The sequence below is a fragment of the Fusobacterium sp. JB019 genome (assembly GCA_030673965.1).
In the GTDB taxonomy this organism is placed as follows: Bacteria; Fusobacteriota; Fusobacteriia; order Fusobacteriales; family Fusobacteriaceae; genus Fusobacterium_B.
In genome coordinates this window covers 15,154-33,138 of sequence record JAUTCN010000018.1, presented here as the reverse complement: position 1 = coordinate 33,138, position 17,985 = coordinate 15,154, and the positions used below count along the sequence as shown (strand labels likewise).

Here is a 17,985-nt window from a genome sequence, read left to right as displayed (position 1 = left end):
ATTAACTTATGAAAAGATTTGAAGAAAGTTTAAAGGAAATAACTCCTTTAAATAAAAATTCTATAGATTTATGTGAAAAAGTTTTAAATTCAAAAATGAAACCTATTGGAAGTTTAGGAAAATTAGAGGATATCTTAAAACAACTTTCTGGTATTTTTGAAAACAGATTAGAAAAACTTCATTTAAGACCTTGCCATATTGTAGCTTCTGCTGATAATGGAATTGTTGAAGAAGGAGTTTCTTCTTGTCCTAAAGAATACACTTCCTTAGTTTCTAAAGCTATGTTAAGTGATTTAGCAGCAATAAGTATAATGTGCAAAAATTTAGATATCGATTTTAAATTAGCTGATGTTGGAATATGTGAAGATTTGAATATTCATTCTAAAAATTTATATGATTTTAAAACTATAAAAGGGACTCATAACTTTCATAAAAAAGAAGCTATGACAAAAGAACAAGTAATTGAAACTATTGAAAACGGTATTATTATGATGGAGGGTTTAGAAAATAAATATGATATTTTTTCAAATGGAGAAATGGGAATAGGAAATACTACCACTTCTTCTGCTATCCTATATTCCCTTACTAAATGTAGTATTGAAACTGCTGTAGGGAGAGGCGGAGGTCTTTCTGATGAAAAACTTTGTCGGAAAAAGAAAATTATATTTGAAAGTTGTATAAAATATAACACTTTTCAATTAAATCCATTAGAAATACTAGCTTGTGTTGGTGGTCTTGATATTGCATTCTTAGTTGGTCTTTATATAGGAGCTGCTAAATGTAAAAAAATAATGCTTGTTGATGGATTTATTTCAGCTATTGCTGCTTTGGTAGCTTGCAAATTAAATCCTCTAATTAAAAACTACATTCTTATAACTCATTTAAGCGAAGAACCAGGAATGCAATTAGTTATTGATGAATTAGGTCTTAAACCTTTTCTTTTTATGAATATGAGATTAGGAGAAGGAACTGGAGCTGTATTAGCACATCCTATGATTAAGTCTGCGATTGATATTTATAAAACAATGAAAACACCTAATGAAATATATGAACTTTTTAGTAAATAGGAGTTTGATGTAATATGTCCAAAAATAAAACTTATTTAGGCCATAGAGAAAGATTAAGAAAAAGGTATCTATCTTCTGGATATAAAAGTCTTTTGGATTACGAAGTCTTAGAATTAATACTTACTTTTGTCATTCCAAGAAAAGATACTAAAGAATTAGCAAAAACTTTAATAAAATATTTTAATACTTTAGAAAAAGTTTTTAAAGCAGATACTACTGTTTTATCTCAATTTGAAGGAATAAGTGAAAGAATTGCTATTTATTTAAAATTACTAGGAGATTTAAATCTTTATTCCTTTGAGGATAAAATAAAAAAAGAAAATTTAAATTTAGAATTAAAAACAAAAAATCAACTTATTAACTATCTTAAAAATAATATCGGATTTGATAAAAATGAAGCTTTTAAAGTTCTTTTTTTAGATTCAGCTAATAGAATAATAAGTTTTGAAACATTATTTACAGGAACTATTGATAAAAGTGCTATCTACCCCAGAAAAATTTTAGAAAGAGTCCTTTTCCATAATGCTCGTTCTATAATTTTTGCTCATAATCATCCTTCTGGGAATACTTATCCCTCAAGGAAAGATATTGAGCTTACCAAAAATATGGAAAACTTTTTTAAAATGGTAGATGTTAATATAATTGATCATATAATAATAGGTAAAGATTCTTATTTCAGTTTTTTAGAAGAAGGAATTTTATAAATGGAGGATTAATGAACGATATAAAAGAAAATAAAAAAATTATAGAGAATAAAGATAACAAAGTTAATAAAGATAATAAAGTTACTCATAAAAAATTTGATAAAAATTCAAAAAAAAGATTTAATAAAAAATTCGATAAAAATAATAATAACAACAAACAAAAAATAACTGTTGAAAACAAAGAATTAAAAGAAACTAAACAAAGTTTTAACAATAAAAAAAGACCTGAAAAAAAAGTTGAAAAAAATATTTCTAAAATACCTGCTCCAAAAGTAGAAGCTCAAAAAAAAGATGAAAATTCTCAAGAAAAACAAGAAGAAAAATTTTTCAAAGTTTTAGGAATAATTTTTGAAATAACAAGAAAAAGATATTATTTTGAAGTAATTGATGAAAATGAAACTTATAAAAAAGGAGATAAAGTAATTGTTGATACTATCAGAGGGCAAGAAATAGGAACTGTTTACAATACTCCTATGACTTTATCTGAAAAACATCTTGTATTACCTTTAAAACCTGTTTTAAAAAAGGCAAGCAAAGAAGAAATTGAAAAATATTATCAATTAAAAGAAGAAGCTAAAAATGCTTACACTGTTGGTAAAGAAAAAATAAAAAAACACGATCTTCCTATGAAACTTATTAATACTGAATTTACTTTTGATAAAACAAAACTTATTTTTTATTTCACAGCTGAAGGAAGAATTGATTTTAGAGATCTTGTAAAAGACCTTGCTAATATCTTTAAACTTAGAATAGAATTAAGACAAATCGGTGTCAGGGATGAAGCTAGAATTCTTGGAGATATAGGAGTATGCGGAAAAGAATTATGTTGTAGAACTTTTATAAATAAATTTAATTCTGTTTCTATTAAAATGGCTAGAGATCAAGGACTTGTTATTAATCCTGCTAAAATATCTGGTGTTTGTGGAAGATTATTATGTTGCATTAACTATGAATATTCTCAATATGAAAAAGCACTTAGAAATTTCCCGGCAGTTAATCAATATGTTAAAACTAATAAAGGGGATGGTAAAGTTATCAGTATTAATCCATTAAATGAATTTTTATATGTTGATGTTCCAAACCAAGGAATTACTAAATTTGATATTCATGAAGTTAAATTTAATAAAAAAGAGACTAAAAAAATTCAAAACGAAACTCCTAACAAGCACGAAGAAAAACACTTAAATTTGCTTGAAAAGGAATAATTATGAGGAATACAGATATAACCACTTTTAAAGATGGAACTAATATATATCAATATAAAGACGGCTTTAGATTTTCTGTTGATCCTATACTTTTAGTTGATTTTTTTAATGGTAATTCTAATAAAAAAATACTAGATATTGGAAGTGGATGTGGAATCATTCCAATTCTTCTAGCTAAAAAGAAGAATATGACTAATATTACAGGAATTGAAATTCAAAAAAAATCTTTTGAGCTGTTTAAGAAAAATCTTAAAGAAAATAATCTAGAAAAGATTATTAAACCTGTTTTAGGAGATGTTAATAATTTAAAAGAAGGCAATTCATTTGATTATATTATTTCAAATCCTCCATATATGGTTTTAGACGGAAAAAAAATTTCTACCAATGAAAATAAACAAATCTCTAGACATGAAATTTGTTTAAATCTTTCTTCTTTTGCTAAAAACTGCAAAAGATTACTAAAACCTAGAGGAGAAATCTTCTTAATTCACAGAAGCTTTAGATTTTTAGAAATTGCAAAAGAATTTGAAAATATTGGACTTTCAATTTCTAAAGTTCAATTTGTATATTTTAACAAAACAAGTGATTCTAACTTAGTATTAATACAGGCTTCAAAGGGTAGAAAATCTATTCTTAAATTTCTTCCCCCACTTTTTTTAGAAGAAAATGGTTATTAATACTTGAATTTAATAATTTTTATAGTATAATAGATAATATAAAATATAATTTTTAATATAACTAGGAGTAATAAATAATGGAGTTGTTAACGTTTTTAGAAAATAATGATTTAGAAAATTTTGAGGAAAATCTGAGTATTTCGGCTGTTGAAGAAACAGATAATAAAGGAAATACTATTCTTCACTTTGCAGTTTTAAAAAAGAAGATTAATTTTGTTGAAGTTTTACTATATCACGGAGCTGATCCAAATATTGAAAATAAAAAAGAAGAAACACCTTTGCATATAGCTGCTAGATTAGATTTTGATCAGATTTTTGAATTACTACTAAAATATGGGGCTGATTTACGTCAAGAAAATGATTTTGATCAATTACCAAAAGATATTGCAGAGGAAAATCACAGTAAAAAAGTTTTAAAAATCATTGAAAATGTTGAAGAAGAATAAATTATACTCACTGCCAATCAATAGATTGGCTTTTTTAAATTATCTTTTTATTGAGGTGAGACTATGTTTAAATTAAAATCTAATTTTTATCCCACTGGAGATCAACCTAAAGCAATTGAAACATTAACAAATAATATAAAAAATAATATTTCTGATCAAATATTATTAGGAGTTACAGGTTCTGGAAAAACATTTACCATTGCAAATGTCATTAAAAATGTTAATAAACCAACTTTAATATTAGCTCCTAATAAAACTTTAGCTGCTCAATTATACCAAGAATATCAAAAATTTTTTCCTGAAAATGCGGTAGAATATTTTGTTTCTTATTATGATTACTACCAACCAGAAGCATATATAAAATCAACTGACACATATATTGAAAAAGATTCCTCCATAAATGATGAAATTGATAGATTGAAAAATGCTGCAACTGCAGCTTTAATTAATAGAAAAGACGTTATTATTGTAGCTTCTGTTTCTGCTATATATGGATTAGGATCTCCTGAGAAATATAAAAAGCTTACTATTCCTCTTGATTTAAAAACAGGTTATAATAGAAAAAAACTTATTCAATCTTTAGTAAATTTAAGATATGAACGAAATGATATCTCCTTTGAAAGAGGAAAGTTTAGAATAAAAGGAGATGTTATTGATATATATCCTGCATCTATGAAAATTGGTTACAGACTAGAATATTTTGGAGATGATTTAGAAGAAATCTCTGAAATTGATACTCTTTCTGGACAAAAAATTAAAAAAAACTTACAAAGGATTATCATTCCACCAGCAAATCACTATGTTACTGAAAGTAGTGAGCTTGATTCTATTATTTCTGAAATAAAAAAAGATTTAATAATTGAAATTAATAATTTTAAAAAAGAAGGAAAACTATTAGAAGCTCAAAGACTTGAACAAAGAACTAAATATGATATTGAAATGATTAAGGAAATTGGTCATTGTAAAGGAATCGAAAATTATTCAAGGTATCTTACCTTTAAAAAACCTGGAGATAGACCAGATACTTTAATTGACTATTTCCCAAAGGATTTTTTACTTGTTATTGATGAATCTCATATTGGAGTTCCTCAAATAAATGGAATGTATAAAGGTGATTTTTCTAGAAAAACTAATTTAGTAGAAAATGGATTTAGACTAAAATCCGCTCTTGATAATAGGCCCTTAAAATTTAAAGAATTTAGAAAATTATGTCCTCAAACTATTTTTGTTTCTGCGACCCCTGGAGAATTTGAAGTAAATGCTTCTAATAATTATATTGCAGAACAATTAATAAGACCTACAGGAATTACTGATCCTATAATTGAAATAAGAAAATCCACTAATCAAATTGATGATTTGCTAAATGAAATTAATTTAAGAACAAGAATTAATGAAAGAGTTCTTATTACAACTTTAACTAAAAAAACAGCTGAAGAACTTACTGAATACTATGCCAACTTAGGAATAAAAGTAAAATATATGCATTCTGAAATTGATACTTTAGAAAGAATCGAAATAATAAAAGAATTAAGAAATGGAGAAATTGATGTATTAGTTGGAATAAATCTTCTTAGAGAAGGGCTAGATATACCTGAAGTTTCTTTGGTAGCTATATTAGAAGCTGATAAAGAAGGCTTTTTAAGAAGTCGCCGTTCATTTATCCAGACTATTGGAAGAGCCGCTAGAAATATAAATGGTAAGGCTATTCTTTATGGAGATATTATTACAAAATCCATGAACGAAGCTATTCTTGAAACTAACAGAAGAAGAAATAAACAAATAGAATATAACAAAATAAATCATATTAATCCAGAAAATATTATCAAAGAAATTTCTAAAACTATTTTAAATTTAGATTATGGTATTTCTGAAAATGATTTGAATAAATTTGATAACTTAATAACTTATTCCTCTAAAAAGGATATAGAAAAAGAAATTAAAAAACTTGAAAAAGAAATTAAAAAACTTTCTGATGAATTTGATTTTGAAAAAGCTATTAAAAAAAGAGATAAAATGCTAAAATTAAAAGAAATGTTAATTGATTTTTAAATAAAAGGAGAAAAATGGAAGATAGAATTTATAAAGTTAGCGAATTTAATAAATTAATAAAATCCTTTGTGGAAACAAATAATAATTTCCATAATTTCTTTTTAAAAGGTGAACTATCAGGTGTTACATATTATAGAAGTGGCCATCTTTATTTCACCTTAAAAGATAATAAAGCTCAAATAAAATGTGTTGCATTTAATTATAAGTTAAAAAAAATACCCAATGATTTAAAAGAAGGAGATGCAGTAACCTTATTTGGAGATGTAGGCTTTTATGAGACTAGAGGAAATCTTCAAATACTTGTAAGACATATAGAAAAGGATAATAAGTTAGGAGCACTTTATGAAAAACTTGATAAAGTTAAAAAGTCATTTGAAGAAAAAGGTTATTTTTCCCAACTTCATAAAAAACCTTTACCTAAATTTCCTGTCAATATTGGAATTGTAACCTCTCCTATTGGAGCAGGATTCCACGATATAGTTACTACTGCTAGAAAAAGAATGGGGGGATTAAATTTCTATTTTTATCCTGCTAAAGTTCAAGGAGAAAATTCTGTAAAGGAAATTATAAAAGGAATCCAAACTTTAGATAAAATCCCTGAAATTGATTTAATTATTGCTGGTAGAGGTGGAGGAAGTATTGAAGACCTTTGGTCTTTTAATGAAGAAAAAACCGCTATGGCTTTTTATAATTGTAAAACACCTATAATTTCAGCAGTTGGTCATGAAATAGATTTTTTACTTACTGATTTAGTTGCTGATGTTCGAGCTGCTACTCCAACACAAAGTGCTGAAATTGCAATTCCTTCAAAATATGAAATTATTAAAATTCTTAATAATAGAAAACATAAAATAGAAAATTTAATAGAAAATAAATTAATATCTTATAATAATGATTTAAGTTTTTATAAAAATTCTTATACAATTAAAAATTTTGTAAATTATTTGAACAATTATAAAGAAAATCTAGTCTCAAAAGAGTCGGAGTTAAATAGAGCTATTAATTTAAATCTTGAAAGAAAAAAACAACTTCTTGATTTAAAAATAGAAACACTAATCAATTTAAATCCTTTGACTACTCTTAAAAGAGGATATTCAATAACTAGATACAAAAATTCAATACTAAAATCAAGTAATAATGTAAAAGTTGGAGATGAAATTTCAACTAAACTATATAATGGAGAATTAATTAGTACTATAAAGGAGATTAAAAATTAATGAAAAAAATATTTACACTGTTACTTTTAGTAACTTTAGGAACTTCTACCCTAGCTGAAGAAAAACTTGCTTTTTCTTTTTTTGATAAATTATTCAAAGTGAAAAAGGAAAAAACTATCGAAAACCAAAGTTTTACAGAAGAAAATTTAGCTAATATCAACAACACTTCTATTCAATTTAAGTATATTGATAAAGAAACAAAATTAGAAAAAGAATTTTTTGTTCCTTTAATTGATATTAAAAAAGGAGATCATAGAACAAAAGAAATTGCTTCTATTGAAAAAATCGTTGATAGTATCACTATTAGAGAAAAAGCTGTTGTTGTTTTAAAATATTATAATAAAATATTTAAAGAACATCTTGAAGAAATAAGTGATAATCCAAAAGAAATTTATCTACTTGGCAATCAATATTTTAAAAATCATCAATATGAAAAAGCTAGAATGATTTTTAGTAAAAATACTGATATTATTGAAAACCTTTTTGGAGCTGCTGTTACAAATAAATTTTTAGGAAATTATAACAATGCTATAAATTACTATGGAGAAATTATTTATAGAGAACCTAATTTAAGTGAACCTTATTTAGGAAGAGGTATTTGTTACAGAAATTTAGGACAATATAGAGAAGCTCTCTCTGATTTTACTAAATATAAAAGTATGAGTAATTCTGAAGAATCTTATTTAGCACTTGGTAATATTTATCTTCTTAGAAAAGACTTTAATAAAGCCAATGAAATTCTAAATCAAGGAAGAAATTTATATCCAAATTCTAAGTTAATGAAAGAACTTCTAAAAAAATCCTATATTAATAATTAAATATTAGGAGGCTTTAAATGGATTGGTATAGATTAAGATTAATTAATTTAAAAGATAATATTATACTTAACTTAATGAGAAAGCTCAACCATTACAATGATATTTTTAAACTAAGCAAAGAACAATTAAAAATTTATTTTCGTTTGAAAGACGAAGATATTAACAAAATTTATGAATCTAAAAAAGTTAACTTAAGCAAAGAACTAGAAATATTAAAAAGAAATAAAATTAATATTATTTCTTTGAAGGATGATAATTATCCTATTTATTTAAAAAATATTTCTCATCCGCCAGTATTCTTATATTATAAAGGAAACATAAACTTATTAAAAAATAAAATTATTGCTATTGTAGGAACAAGAAAACCTACAGCTTATGGAAAAATTTGTTGCGAAAAATTTACTAGAGAACTTGTTCAATCTGGAATAACTACTATTAGCGGACTAGCTCTAGGAATTGATGCTATTTGTCATAAAACAACTCTTGAAGAAAAGGGAAATACAATTGCTATTGTTGGATCTGGTTTAAATGTTATTTATCCATATGAAAATAAAAAATATTGGAATGAAGTTAGTGAGAAGGGACTTATTTTATCTGAGTTTCCACTTAATACAAAACCTTTATCCTTTAATTTTCCAATGAGAAATAGAATTATTGCAGGAATAGCTAAGGGTATTCTTGTTGTTGAAAGCAAAGAAAAAGGTGGAAGTTTAATCACAGCATCATTAGCTATCGAAGAAGGAAGAGATGTTTTTGCTGTTCCTGGAGATATTTATTCTCCTGCTTCATTAGGGACTAATAATTTAATCAAAAATTCTGAAGCAAAACTTGTTACTTGCGGAAATGATATATTAAAAGAGTTTAATTGGGAATGTTTTTTTAAAAAAAGTAATTTAAACTTAACAAAAGAAGAAAGCATAGTCTATAATAACCTTGCCACTGAAAAAACTTTAGATGAACTTATTTTAAGTACTGGCATGAAAGCAAATATACTACTAGCACTTCTTATAAATATGGAAATTAAAAATGCTATCACTAGTGTTAGTGGTGGTAAATATAGACGAAAAAAATAAATGATTTTAAATGAAATATTGATTTTTTGTGTATGTTCTAATATAATTAGAGCATATACTATAAATATAATTTAAATAGGTTTATTTGAAGGGATGGGAAAATGGCGAGAAAAAAAGCACCAAAAAAAAATTTAGTTATTGTGGAATCCCCCGCTAAAGCTAAAACAATTGAAAAAATATTAGGAGATAAATTTTTAGTAACTGCCTCTTTTGGGCATATTAGAGATTTACCTAAAAGTAAATTAGGAGTTGATGTTGAAAATGGATTTGTTCCTAAATATTCAACAATTCGTGGAAAAGGAGATGTTACTCGTACTCTAAAAGAGCTTTCTAAAAAATCTGAAAAAGTTTATCTTGCTTCTGACCCAGATAGAGAAGGGGAAGCAATTGCTTGGCATATAGCTCAAACTTTAAAGTTAGATGACAATGATAATAACAGAATAGAATTTAATGAAATAACTGCTTCAGCTATTACTGAAGCTATTAAAAATCCAAAAAAAATTGATATTAACAAAGTTAACGCTCAACAAGCAAGAAGAATTCTTGATAGACTAGTTGGGTATGGAATTAGTCCTTTACTTTGGAAAACTATTTCTTCTAATACCAGTGCTGGAAGAGTCCAATCAGTTGCTCTTAAATTAATTTGTGAATTAGAAAATTCTATACAAGCTTTTATTCCTGAAAAATATTGGGATATTAATGGAGAATTTCAAAACAATATAAATTTAAATTTATACAAAGTTGATGATAAAAAAATTGATAAACTTAAAGATGAAGAAGTGGTTAAAAAAATTAAATCTTTTAATAAAGCTGATTTCAATGTAGAAAAAGCTAAAATTAATAAGAAGACTAAAAATCCACCTGTTCCATTAAAAACAAGTACACTTCAACAATTAGCATCTTCTTATTTGGGATTTGGAGCTTCTAGAACTATGAAATTAGCCCAAAATTTATATGAAGGAATTAATATTAATGGTAATCATAAAGGGCTTATTACTTATATGAGAACAGATTCCACTAGAATCTCTGAAGAAGCTAAAAATATGGCTAAAGATTTCATTATCAAAACTTATGGAAATGAATATTTAGGAGTTGAAAAGAAAAAATCTACAAAAAAACAAGAAAATGTTCAAGATGCCCATGAAGGAATTAGACCTACAAATATTGATTATACACCTGAGTTTTTAGCAAAATATCTAGATAAAAATCAATTAAAACTTTATACTCTTATTTGGGAAAGATTTATAATTTCTCAATTAGCTCCTATGAAATATGATCAATTTGAAATTATTTGTTCTAAGGAAAACATAAAATTTAGAGGTGTTACTAATAAAATCACATTCGATGGTTATTATAAAATTTTTAAAGATGAAGACTCTTTACCAATTGGAGATTTTCCTCATATTAAAGAAAACGATAGTTTAAACTTAAATAAATTGAATATTAAAGAAGATTATACAAAGCCTCCTGCTAGACTTACAGAATCTTCTCTTATCAAAAAACTAGAAGCAGATGGAATTGGAAGACCTTCTACATATGCAACTATAATTGATACATTAAAGAAAAGAGAATATGTTTCATTAAAAGGAAAAAGCTTTATTCCTACAGAATTAGGTTATGAAGTTGAAACAACCTTAAATGAAAATTTTAAACAAATTATGAATGTTAAATTTACAGCTGAAATGGAACATAAATTAGATGAAATTGCTGAGGGGCATGAAAATTGGCAAGAAATTTTAGAATTATTTTATTCTGAATTAGATAAAAATATTGAAAAATATAAAGTTATAGTTGAAGAAGAAGAAAATAAAATTGTTACTTCTGATGTGGAATGCCCTAATAATCATGGAATTATGGTTATGAAAAATGGTAGGTTTGGTAGATATCTTGCTTGTACTAATGAAGAATGTACCGAAAAATTTTCACTTAAAGGTATTGACTTATCTAGAGATGAAATTAAAAATGGTAAAATTTTTGTAAATGAAATTTTGAAAAAAAGAATTGCTGACAAAAAAGGAAAACCTACTGATGTTTTATCTGAATCAGGAACTAAAATGGTACTAAAATTCGGTAGATTTGGTAGTTATTTAGAAAGTGAAAATTATTCTAATGATAATGTTAGAATTCCTCTTCCTTCTCAAATTAGAAAAGCGTTAGCTAACGAAGAAGTTCCTATTGAAAATGAAATTGTTAAACTTGATTCTATGTTAAAGGCTATAAAAGAAGAAGAAGAACAAATTCTTTCTAAAGTTGGAGTTTGTGAAAAATGTGGAAAACCATTTAGAATTGGAAGAAGTAGATGGGGTAAATATTTAGCATGTACTGGATATCCTGAGTGTAAAAATATTAAAAATCTTGATAAAGATGGTAATATTGTACCGCCAAAAGCTAAAACTACTAAGAAAAAAACTACTAAAAAGAAAACTACTAAGAAAAAAACAACTAAATAGATTTAAATACAAAGGTTCTCTAGAAATTTTCTAAAGAACCTTTGTTTTATTTAATTATTTCTTTTACAAATTGAAAAAATCCTATCTTTTCAAATAATTCTTTTTCTTTTAATGATGGAATTTTTTTCTCAACAATAGAATTTACTATTCTCTTATCAAAAGGAACTTTTAAATTAACTTTTACTCCATTATTTTTAGCAAATTCTTCTATTTTTCCTGTCATTTCTAAAGAAATATCAAATTTATTAATAACTATAAACACTTCAATTGGATAATTTGAAACTAATTCATATACTCTTTCTAAGTCATGTAATCCTGAATAAGTAGGTTCACAAACCATTATTACTTTTTTTGAACCCATGATAGAACTAATAACATTACATCCTATTCCTGGAGATCCGTCCACTAATATATTTCTGATACTATTTTCCTTTGCATATTTTTTTGCTTTTTGTCTTACTTGAGCAACTAATTTTCCAGAGGCTTCTTCTCCTGGAATAAGTTTTGCATGTATCATTCTACCGTATTTAGAATCTCCCATATACACTTCTCCAGTTTTATTCTTTACCATTTCTATTGCTCCAACTGGACAAACAACCTCACATACAGAACATCCTTCGCATTTTATTTCTTTAAATTCAATATCTTTAGTTATTGATCCAAATTTACAAACTTCATAACATCTACCACATTTTATACACTTATCTTTATTTAAATGAGCTCTATCTAATCCTGAAAAATTTTCTATTATTTCTTTTTTAGAATTAAATAAAATATCTAAATCTGGAGCATCCACATCACAATCTGCAATTACAATACTTTTAATATAAGGGACTAAACAAGAGGTTAAAGTTGTTTTCCCTGTTCCACCTTTCCCAGATATAACTACTATTTCATTTATATTCATTATATCATTCTCCTTGCTTTATCAAATATTTTTTCAAATTCAACTTTATATTTAGGTAATTTTTCTGCAGCCATTTCTCCCTTTGCATATAGTTTGGCTACTTCTTCGTCAAATGGTATTTCTCCTATTATTGAAATATTTTCATTTTTACAGTAATCATATATTTCATCATCACCTAAACCAGCTTTATTTATAACTACTGCAAATTTTTTACCCATATCTTTTAACATTGAAACTACCATCTTCATATCACTAACCCCAAATGGAGTTGGTTCTACTACAATTATTGCAAAGTCAGAATCTTCAACTGCAGAAACAGTTGAGCAAGATGTTCCAGGAGGACAATCTATAAATAATATTTCTTCATCTTCAGAAATTTCTTTTAATTTATTTATAATTTTAACTCCTGATAATTCTCCTACATTTAATTTTCCATATCTAATTACTTTATTATGTGATTTTCCTTGATAAATTTTTCCTATTTCTCTTTTTTCATAAGTTATAGCTCCTGAATCACATACTATTTTACAACCACCACAATCATGACAACTTTTATCAAAAATAACAACCTGTTTTCTTCCAACTATTATTGCGCTGTATTTACAAAGTTCTTCACATTTTCCACAAAGAATACATTTTTCTTGATTTACAATTGGATACTCTGTATAAATAGAAATTTCTTTTTCTATAGATGGTTTTAAAAATATATGTTGATTTGGCTCTTCTACATCTGTATCTATTATTGAACTATTAGGAATACTGTAAACTAAGTTTCCACTAATTGTTGTTTTCCCTGTTCCACCTTTTCCACTTAAAACAGCTATTTTCATAAATTTCCTTTCTTATACTTAATTTTTAAGCTACCCCTATAAAGAAGTAGCTTAAATTTTAAAACTTATTTCTAGATACTAAACCATTCTTAATCCTGGTTTTTCTTCTAATTTTTCCTCTTGTAAAAGGCCTTCTTCATATGCTTTTATTGCTTTTTCTACAATTTTATATTCTCCATATAAATATCCTTTAATTCCAAATTCTTTAGCTGCAACTTTAGCCTTTGGTCCAAATTCTGGAACTATTGCCTCTTTTACCTCATTATCATAAAGTTTTTTTATTGCCTTTTGTCCTGCTCCTGAAACATCATCTTTAGATGTATTTTCTATAGCTTTAAATTCTTTTGTTTCTGTATTATATATAATAAAATATTCTGCTCTTCCAAATCTTTCAGCTAATTCTGAAGTTAATTTAGTTCCTGCTGATGCGATTGCTATTATCATCATTGCCCCCTTTAGTTATGGTCATGTTCCCCATGTTCATGAGTACATGCACTTCCTTTAGAAATTAATTGTCCTTTAATTAATTCATTTAAATTATCTTCAATTGTTCCTGTTGCCCCTAAGAACACTTTTATATCTTGAGCATGGAATAAATCAACTGCTCTTTGACCCATTCCTCCAGTAACTATCACATCTGCTCCTTGAGCTCCTAAAAATTTAGGAAATACTCCTGGTTGATGCTCTGGAGCTGGAATTATTTCTCTTTTGATTACTTTCCCATCTTCTACTGTTATTGCACAAAATTTAGCACAATGTCCAAAATGTTGCTCTACCATTACCTCATCATTTGTTGGAAATACTACTTTAACTGCCATCTTATATCCTCCTTAACCTTTTTTATTTTTGTGTTTTTTCTACTAATTTATTTATAATTTCATTAATTGCATCATGAGCTGCATTTTTTTCCTCACTTGCAATATAAGGTGTTCCATTGTCTCCTGCATTAACTATTGAAGGATTCATTGGTATTTTACCTAAAAATTCTACATCTAATTCATTTGCTGCTTTTTCTCCTCCACCAGTTTTAAAGATATCTATTCTTTCTCCACAATGAGGACATACAAATCCACTCATATTTTCTACTACACCTAATATAGGTAAATTAACTAATTTTGAAAATTTAACTGATTTTCTTGAATCTAATATTGCAACATCTTGAGGAGTTGTAACTATTACACTTCCATCAGCTTTTCCTATAGATTGAGCAATTGTTAATGGTTCATCTCCTGTTCCAGGTGGTAAATCAACAACTAGATAATCTAATTCTCCCCAAATTACATCTCCTAATAATTGATTTATAGCTCCTATTTTAGCTGGTCCTCTCCAAATTATAGGATCATCAGATGATCCTAAGAAAAAACTTAATGATACAATCTTTAAATTTCCATTTAAAATACTTATAGGTTCAAATGTTGGTAATTTTTTCCCTTCTTGTCCTAACATTAATGCTACATTTGGTCCATGAAGATCAGCATCTATTATTCCTACCTTATATCCTTTTAATGCTAATCCATAAGCTATATTAGTTGAAACTGTTGATTTTCCTACTCCACCTTTTCCACTCATAACAACAATTTTATGTTTTATTTTTTCCATGTTGCTCTTAACTCTTAAATCAAGTTCACTCATTTGCTTTTGCATTCCTTGTATTCATCTCCTTATTTTTTATCTTCATATGTATTTTTTATACTTATTCCCTTTAAATTTAATAGTGCATCCATTATTTTTTTTCTTCCTGAAGAAATCAATCTTTGAACAGTTCCTCTAGATATTCCCATTATTTCTCCGGTTTCTATCTGACTTTTACCCTCATAATCACAAAGTCTTATTGCTTCAAATTCATCTAGCTTTAATTCTACTATTTCAAGTAATGGAAATGGAATTCCTGCAGGTCTAAAAAATACCTCATTATCTAGAATCCGACAACATCTTTTTTTCTTAATTCCAGGCATAAGCCACCTCCAAATTTTATTATGTGCATATGCACATTTGAATTATACTCTTCCCCTCTACAGATGTCAATAATTTTTTTATAAAAAAAGATAAACTCCGTAGAGTTTATCTTTTAAGCTTTTATTCTTCTATATTTGGTATTGACCAATCTATTTCTTTTTCTCCTAAAGAAATTAATATTTTATTAACTTCTTTAAAATGATTACATCCAAAAAAACCACGATTTGCTGATAAAGGACTAGGATGAACTCCTTCTATTATAAAATGTTTAGAGTCATCTATTAATTTTTTTTTCTTTTTAGCATTGTTTCCCCATAAAATAAAAATCATCGGCTCTTTTTTCTTATTTAATAATTCTATTACTTTATCTGTAAATTTTTCCCAACCTTTACCCTTATGAGAATTAGCTTTTCCTTCTCTTACAGTTAAAACTGTATTCATCATAAGCATTCCTTGTTTTGCCCAAGAAACTAAATAACCATTATTTGGTTTTTTTATCCCTAATTCTGATTCTATTTCTTTATAAATATTTCTAAGAGAAGGAGGTATTTTTACTCCTGGTTTAACTGAAAAAGCTAGCCCATGAGCCTGATTTTCTCCATGATAAGGATCTTGTCCTAATATTAAAATTTTTGTATTCTCATAAGATGAAAATTTAAAAGGAGAAAATATATCTTCTTGACTTGGATATATTATATTCTCTTTATACTCTTCTTTTAAAAAATCCTTTAATTTACAAAAATAATCCTCTTTAAATTCTTCTTGAAAAAACTTGTCCCAATCGTTTCCTATCTTAAACATTCTTACTCCTTATTTTCTTGTATCTATAATAGTTCCACATTCTGGTACTATTCTTCTCATACCACAAGCTAAACAACCTTGTCTACAGTCATGAGATAATTTTATTTCTTCTGCCTTTTTATATTCTCTTTTTAAAAAATCTTTAGATACTCCTATATCAACAATATCCCAAGGTAACTCTTCTTCTAAATCTCTAGCTCTAAAATATTCTTCCCAAGTTAGTCCTAATTCATCTAAGGCTTCTGTCCAAAGTTCATAATTATCCTTATAATCATCTAGCTTAACACCTTTTTTAAAAGCTAATTCTATTAGATCTCCTGTTCTTTCATCTCCTCTAGCTATTAATCCTTCTAAAAATGATTTTTTAGGAGCATGTATTTTTAAAGAAAGTCCTTTATTTTTAGCAAAAGCTGTTCTTAAAAAGTTATGTTTTTCAACCATTTCAACCATTGACATTTGTTTACACCATTCAAATGGAGTATGAGGTTTTGGAATGAAATTAGATACACTTACAGTTATATTCAATCTTTTATTTATAGATCTACAAGCTATTGAAACTTTTTTAGCTAAATCAAAGATTCCCTGTACATCTTCCATTGTTTCAAAAGGAAGTCCTATCATAAAATAAAACTTTAAAGAAACCCATCCTGCATTAACTGCAGCTAAAGCTGTATCCATTATTTCCTCTTCTGTTACACCTTTATTTATTATATCTCTTAGTCTTTGAGTTCCTGCTTCTGGAGCAAAGGTAAATCCGGTTCTTTTACCACCACTTATAATTTTAGCAACATCTACAGAATGAGTATTCATTCTAAGAGAAGGTAAAGATACTCCTACACTGTCTTTTCCATGTTTTTCTTTTATAGCACCGATTAATTTATCTATATTAGTATAATCACTACTACTTAAAGATGACAGTGACACTTCGCCGTATCCTGTATTATCCAATACTTGATCTATTAATTTTATATTGTTTTCTAAACTTCTTTCTCTGATAGGTCTATAAACAATTCCCGCTTGGCAAAATCTGCAACCTCTAGTACATCCTCTTTGAATCTCAACTGTGGCTCTATCATGGACTATAGCCATGTAAGGAACTAATTGCTTTTCATAGGAATCTGATTTATTCAAATCTCTTAATATTGCTCTTTTTACTTTTGTTTTTCCATCATGTAATGAAGGAATATAAATTCCTTCAACATCTTTTAAAGCTTCTAATTTTTCAGATTTGGTTTTATCTTTATTGGCAATTAATATTTTTGCCATTTCAACCATATTTTCTTCCCCATCTCCAATCATTAAAAAATCTACAAATTTTTTCAATGGTGCTGGATTCATAACACAAGTTCCTCCAGCCATAACCAAAGGATGATCCTCAGTTCTTTCTTCTCTTCTTATTGGAATCCCTGCTAGATCTAAAGCATTTAACATATTTGGATAACTCATTTCGTAAGAAAGAGAAAAACCTAATATATCAAAATCATTTAATTCATTTTTACTTTCAACAGCAAATAAAGGAATATTATCTTTTCTCATTATTTCTTCCATATCTGACATTGGTAAAAAAGCTCTTTCTAAAGAAAAATCTTCAACTTTATTTAATATTGAATATAAAATCTTTATTCCTAAATTTGACATTCCTACTTCATATATATCTGGGAAAACTAAACACATTTTCACCTTAGAATCTATTTTATGATAACTATTTATTTCGTTTCCTAAATACTGTGCCGGTTTTTCAACAGATAACAGATACTTACTTAAATTTACTTTCATATTTTCTCC

The 17,985-nt window shown here is 26.7% G+C and carries 18 protein-coding genes; 10 read left to right on the top strand and 8 right to left on the bottom strand.

Annotated elements, in window-relative coordinates; all coding sequences use genetic code 11:
* Positions 1-8 precede the first annotated feature (8 nt).
* The 10 genes from cobT (at position 9) to topA (ending at position 11,706) form a co-directional block, all read left to right on the top strand.
* On the top strand, positions 9-1,067 hold the full coding sequence (gene cobT, locus Q7K47_09110) for a nicotinate-nucleotide--dimethylbenzimidazole phosphoribosyltransferase (protein MDP0507356.1): 1,059 nt from the start codon (positions 9-11) through the stop codon (positions 1,065-1,067).
* 14 nt (positions 1,068-1,081) lie between these two features.
* Positions 1,082-1,771 carry a DNA repair protein RadC gene (radC, locus tag Q7K47_09105; protein MDP0507355.1) on the top strand — a complete coding sequence of 230 codons (690 nt, stop codon included), beginning with the start codon at positions 1,082-1,084 and terminating at the stop codon, positions 1,769-1,771.
* Between the two features lie 341 nt (positions 1,772-2,112).
* Entirely contained in the window at positions 2,113-2,976 is an 864-nt protein-coding gene (locus tag Q7K47_09100) for a stage 0 sporulation family protein (protein MDP0507354.1), read from the top strand.
* 2 nt (positions 2,977-2,978) lie between these two features.
* Positions 2,979-3,653, top strand: a complete 675-nt coding sequence (locus Q7K47_09095) for a tRNA (adenine(22)-N(1))-methyltransferase TrmK (protein MDP0507353.1) — start codon at positions 2,979-2,981, stop codon at positions 3,651-3,653.
* Between the two features lie 77 nt (positions 3,654-3,730).
* Entirely contained in the window at positions 3,731-4,099 is a 369-nt protein-coding gene (locus tag Q7K47_09090) for an ankyrin repeat domain-containing protein (GenBank protein ID MDP0507352.1), read from the top strand.
* 63 nt (positions 4,100-4,162) lie between these two features.
* Entirely contained in the window at positions 4,163-6,148 is a 1,986-nt protein-coding gene (gene uvrB, locus Q7K47_09085) for an excinuclease ABC subunit UvrB (GenBank protein MDP0507351.1), read from the top strand.
* A gap of 14 nt (positions 6,149-6,162) precedes the next feature.
* Positions 6,163-7,365, top strand: a complete 1,203-nt coding sequence (xseA, locus tag Q7K47_09080) for an exodeoxyribonuclease VII large subunit (protein MDP0507350.1) — start codon at positions 6,163-6,165, stop codon at positions 7,363-7,365.
* Positions 7,365-8,183: a hypothetical protein gene (locus Q7K47_09075; GenBank protein ID MDP0507349.1), complete on the top strand. Its 819-nt coding sequence runs from the start codon at positions 7,365-7,367 to the stop codon at positions 8,181-8,183. The genes xseA and Q7K47_09075 overlap by 1 nt, the downstream gene beginning before the upstream one ends.
* 17 nt (positions 8,184-8,200) lie before the next feature.
* Positions 8,201-9,256 carry a DNA-processing protein DprA gene (gene dprA, locus Q7K47_09070; protein MDP0507348.1) on the top strand — a complete coding sequence of 352 codons (1,056 nt, stop codon included), beginning with the start codon at positions 8,201-8,203 and terminating at the stop codon, positions 9,254-9,256.
* 101 nt (positions 9,257-9,357) lie between these two features.
* Positions 9,358-11,706, top strand: a complete 2,349-nt coding sequence (topA, locus tag Q7K47_09065) for a type I DNA topoisomerase (GenBank protein MDP0507347.1) — start codon at positions 9,358-9,360, stop codon at positions 11,704-11,706.
* A 46-nt stretch (positions 11,707-11,752) separates the two neighbouring features.
* Here topA and Q7K47_09060 read toward each other — a convergent pair whose 3' ends face one another.
* The 8 genes from Q7K47_09060 to Q7K47_09025 form a co-directional block, all read right to left on the bottom strand.
* Entirely contained in the window at positions 11,753-12,613 is an 861-nt protein-coding gene (locus Q7K47_09060; protein ID MDP0507346.1) for an ATP-binding protein, read from the bottom strand.
* The gene (locus Q7K47_09055) at positions 12,613-13,443 is read right to left on the bottom strand and encodes an ATP-binding protein (protein MDP0507345.1); all 831 of its coding nucleotides are present in this window, start codon (positions 13,441-13,443) and stop codon (positions 12,613-12,615) included. Before Q7K47_09055 ends, Q7K47_09060 begins: the two co-directional genes overlap by 1 nt.
* Positions 13,444-13,521: 78 nt before the next feature.
* Positions 13,522-13,890: a NifB/NifX family molybdenum-iron cluster-binding protein gene (locus Q7K47_09050; protein MDP0507344.1), complete on the bottom strand. Its 369-nt coding sequence runs from the start codon at positions 13,888-13,890 to the stop codon at positions 13,522-13,524.
* Between the two features lie 8 nt (positions 13,891-13,898).
* Positions 13,899-14,261 carry a NifB/NifX family molybdenum-iron cluster-binding protein gene (locus Q7K47_09045; protein MDP0507343.1) on the bottom strand — a complete coding sequence of 121 codons (363 nt, stop codon included), beginning with the start codon at positions 14,259-14,261 and terminating at the stop codon, positions 13,899-13,901.
* Positions 14,262-14,283: 22 nt separating this feature from the next.
* Positions 14,284-15,087 (bottom strand): Mrp/NBP35 family ATP-binding protein, encoded by an 804-nt coding sequence (locus Q7K47_09040; protein ID MDP0507342.1) that lies wholly within the window; start codon positions 15,085-15,087, stop codon positions 14,284-14,286.
* Positions 15,088-15,104: 17 nt separating this feature from the next.
* Positions 15,105-15,398, bottom strand: coding sequence for a DUF134 domain-containing protein (locus tag Q7K47_09035; protein MDP0507341.1), 294 nt, complete (start codon positions 15,396-15,398; stop codon positions 15,105-15,107).
* Positions 15,399-15,519: 121 nt separating this feature from the next.
* Entirely contained in the window at positions 15,520-16,200 is a 681-nt protein-coding gene (locus Q7K47_09030) for a uracil-DNA glycosylase (protein MDP0507340.1), read from the bottom strand.
* Positions 16,201-16,209: 9 nt separating this feature from the next.
* Positions 16,210-17,976 carry a TIGR03960 family B12-binding radical SAM protein gene (locus tag Q7K47_09025; protein ID MDP0507339.1) on the bottom strand — a complete coding sequence of 589 codons (1,767 nt, stop codon included), beginning with the start codon at positions 17,974-17,976 and terminating at the stop codon, positions 16,210-16,212.
* Between the last annotated feature and the right edge of the window lie 9 nt (positions 17,977-17,985).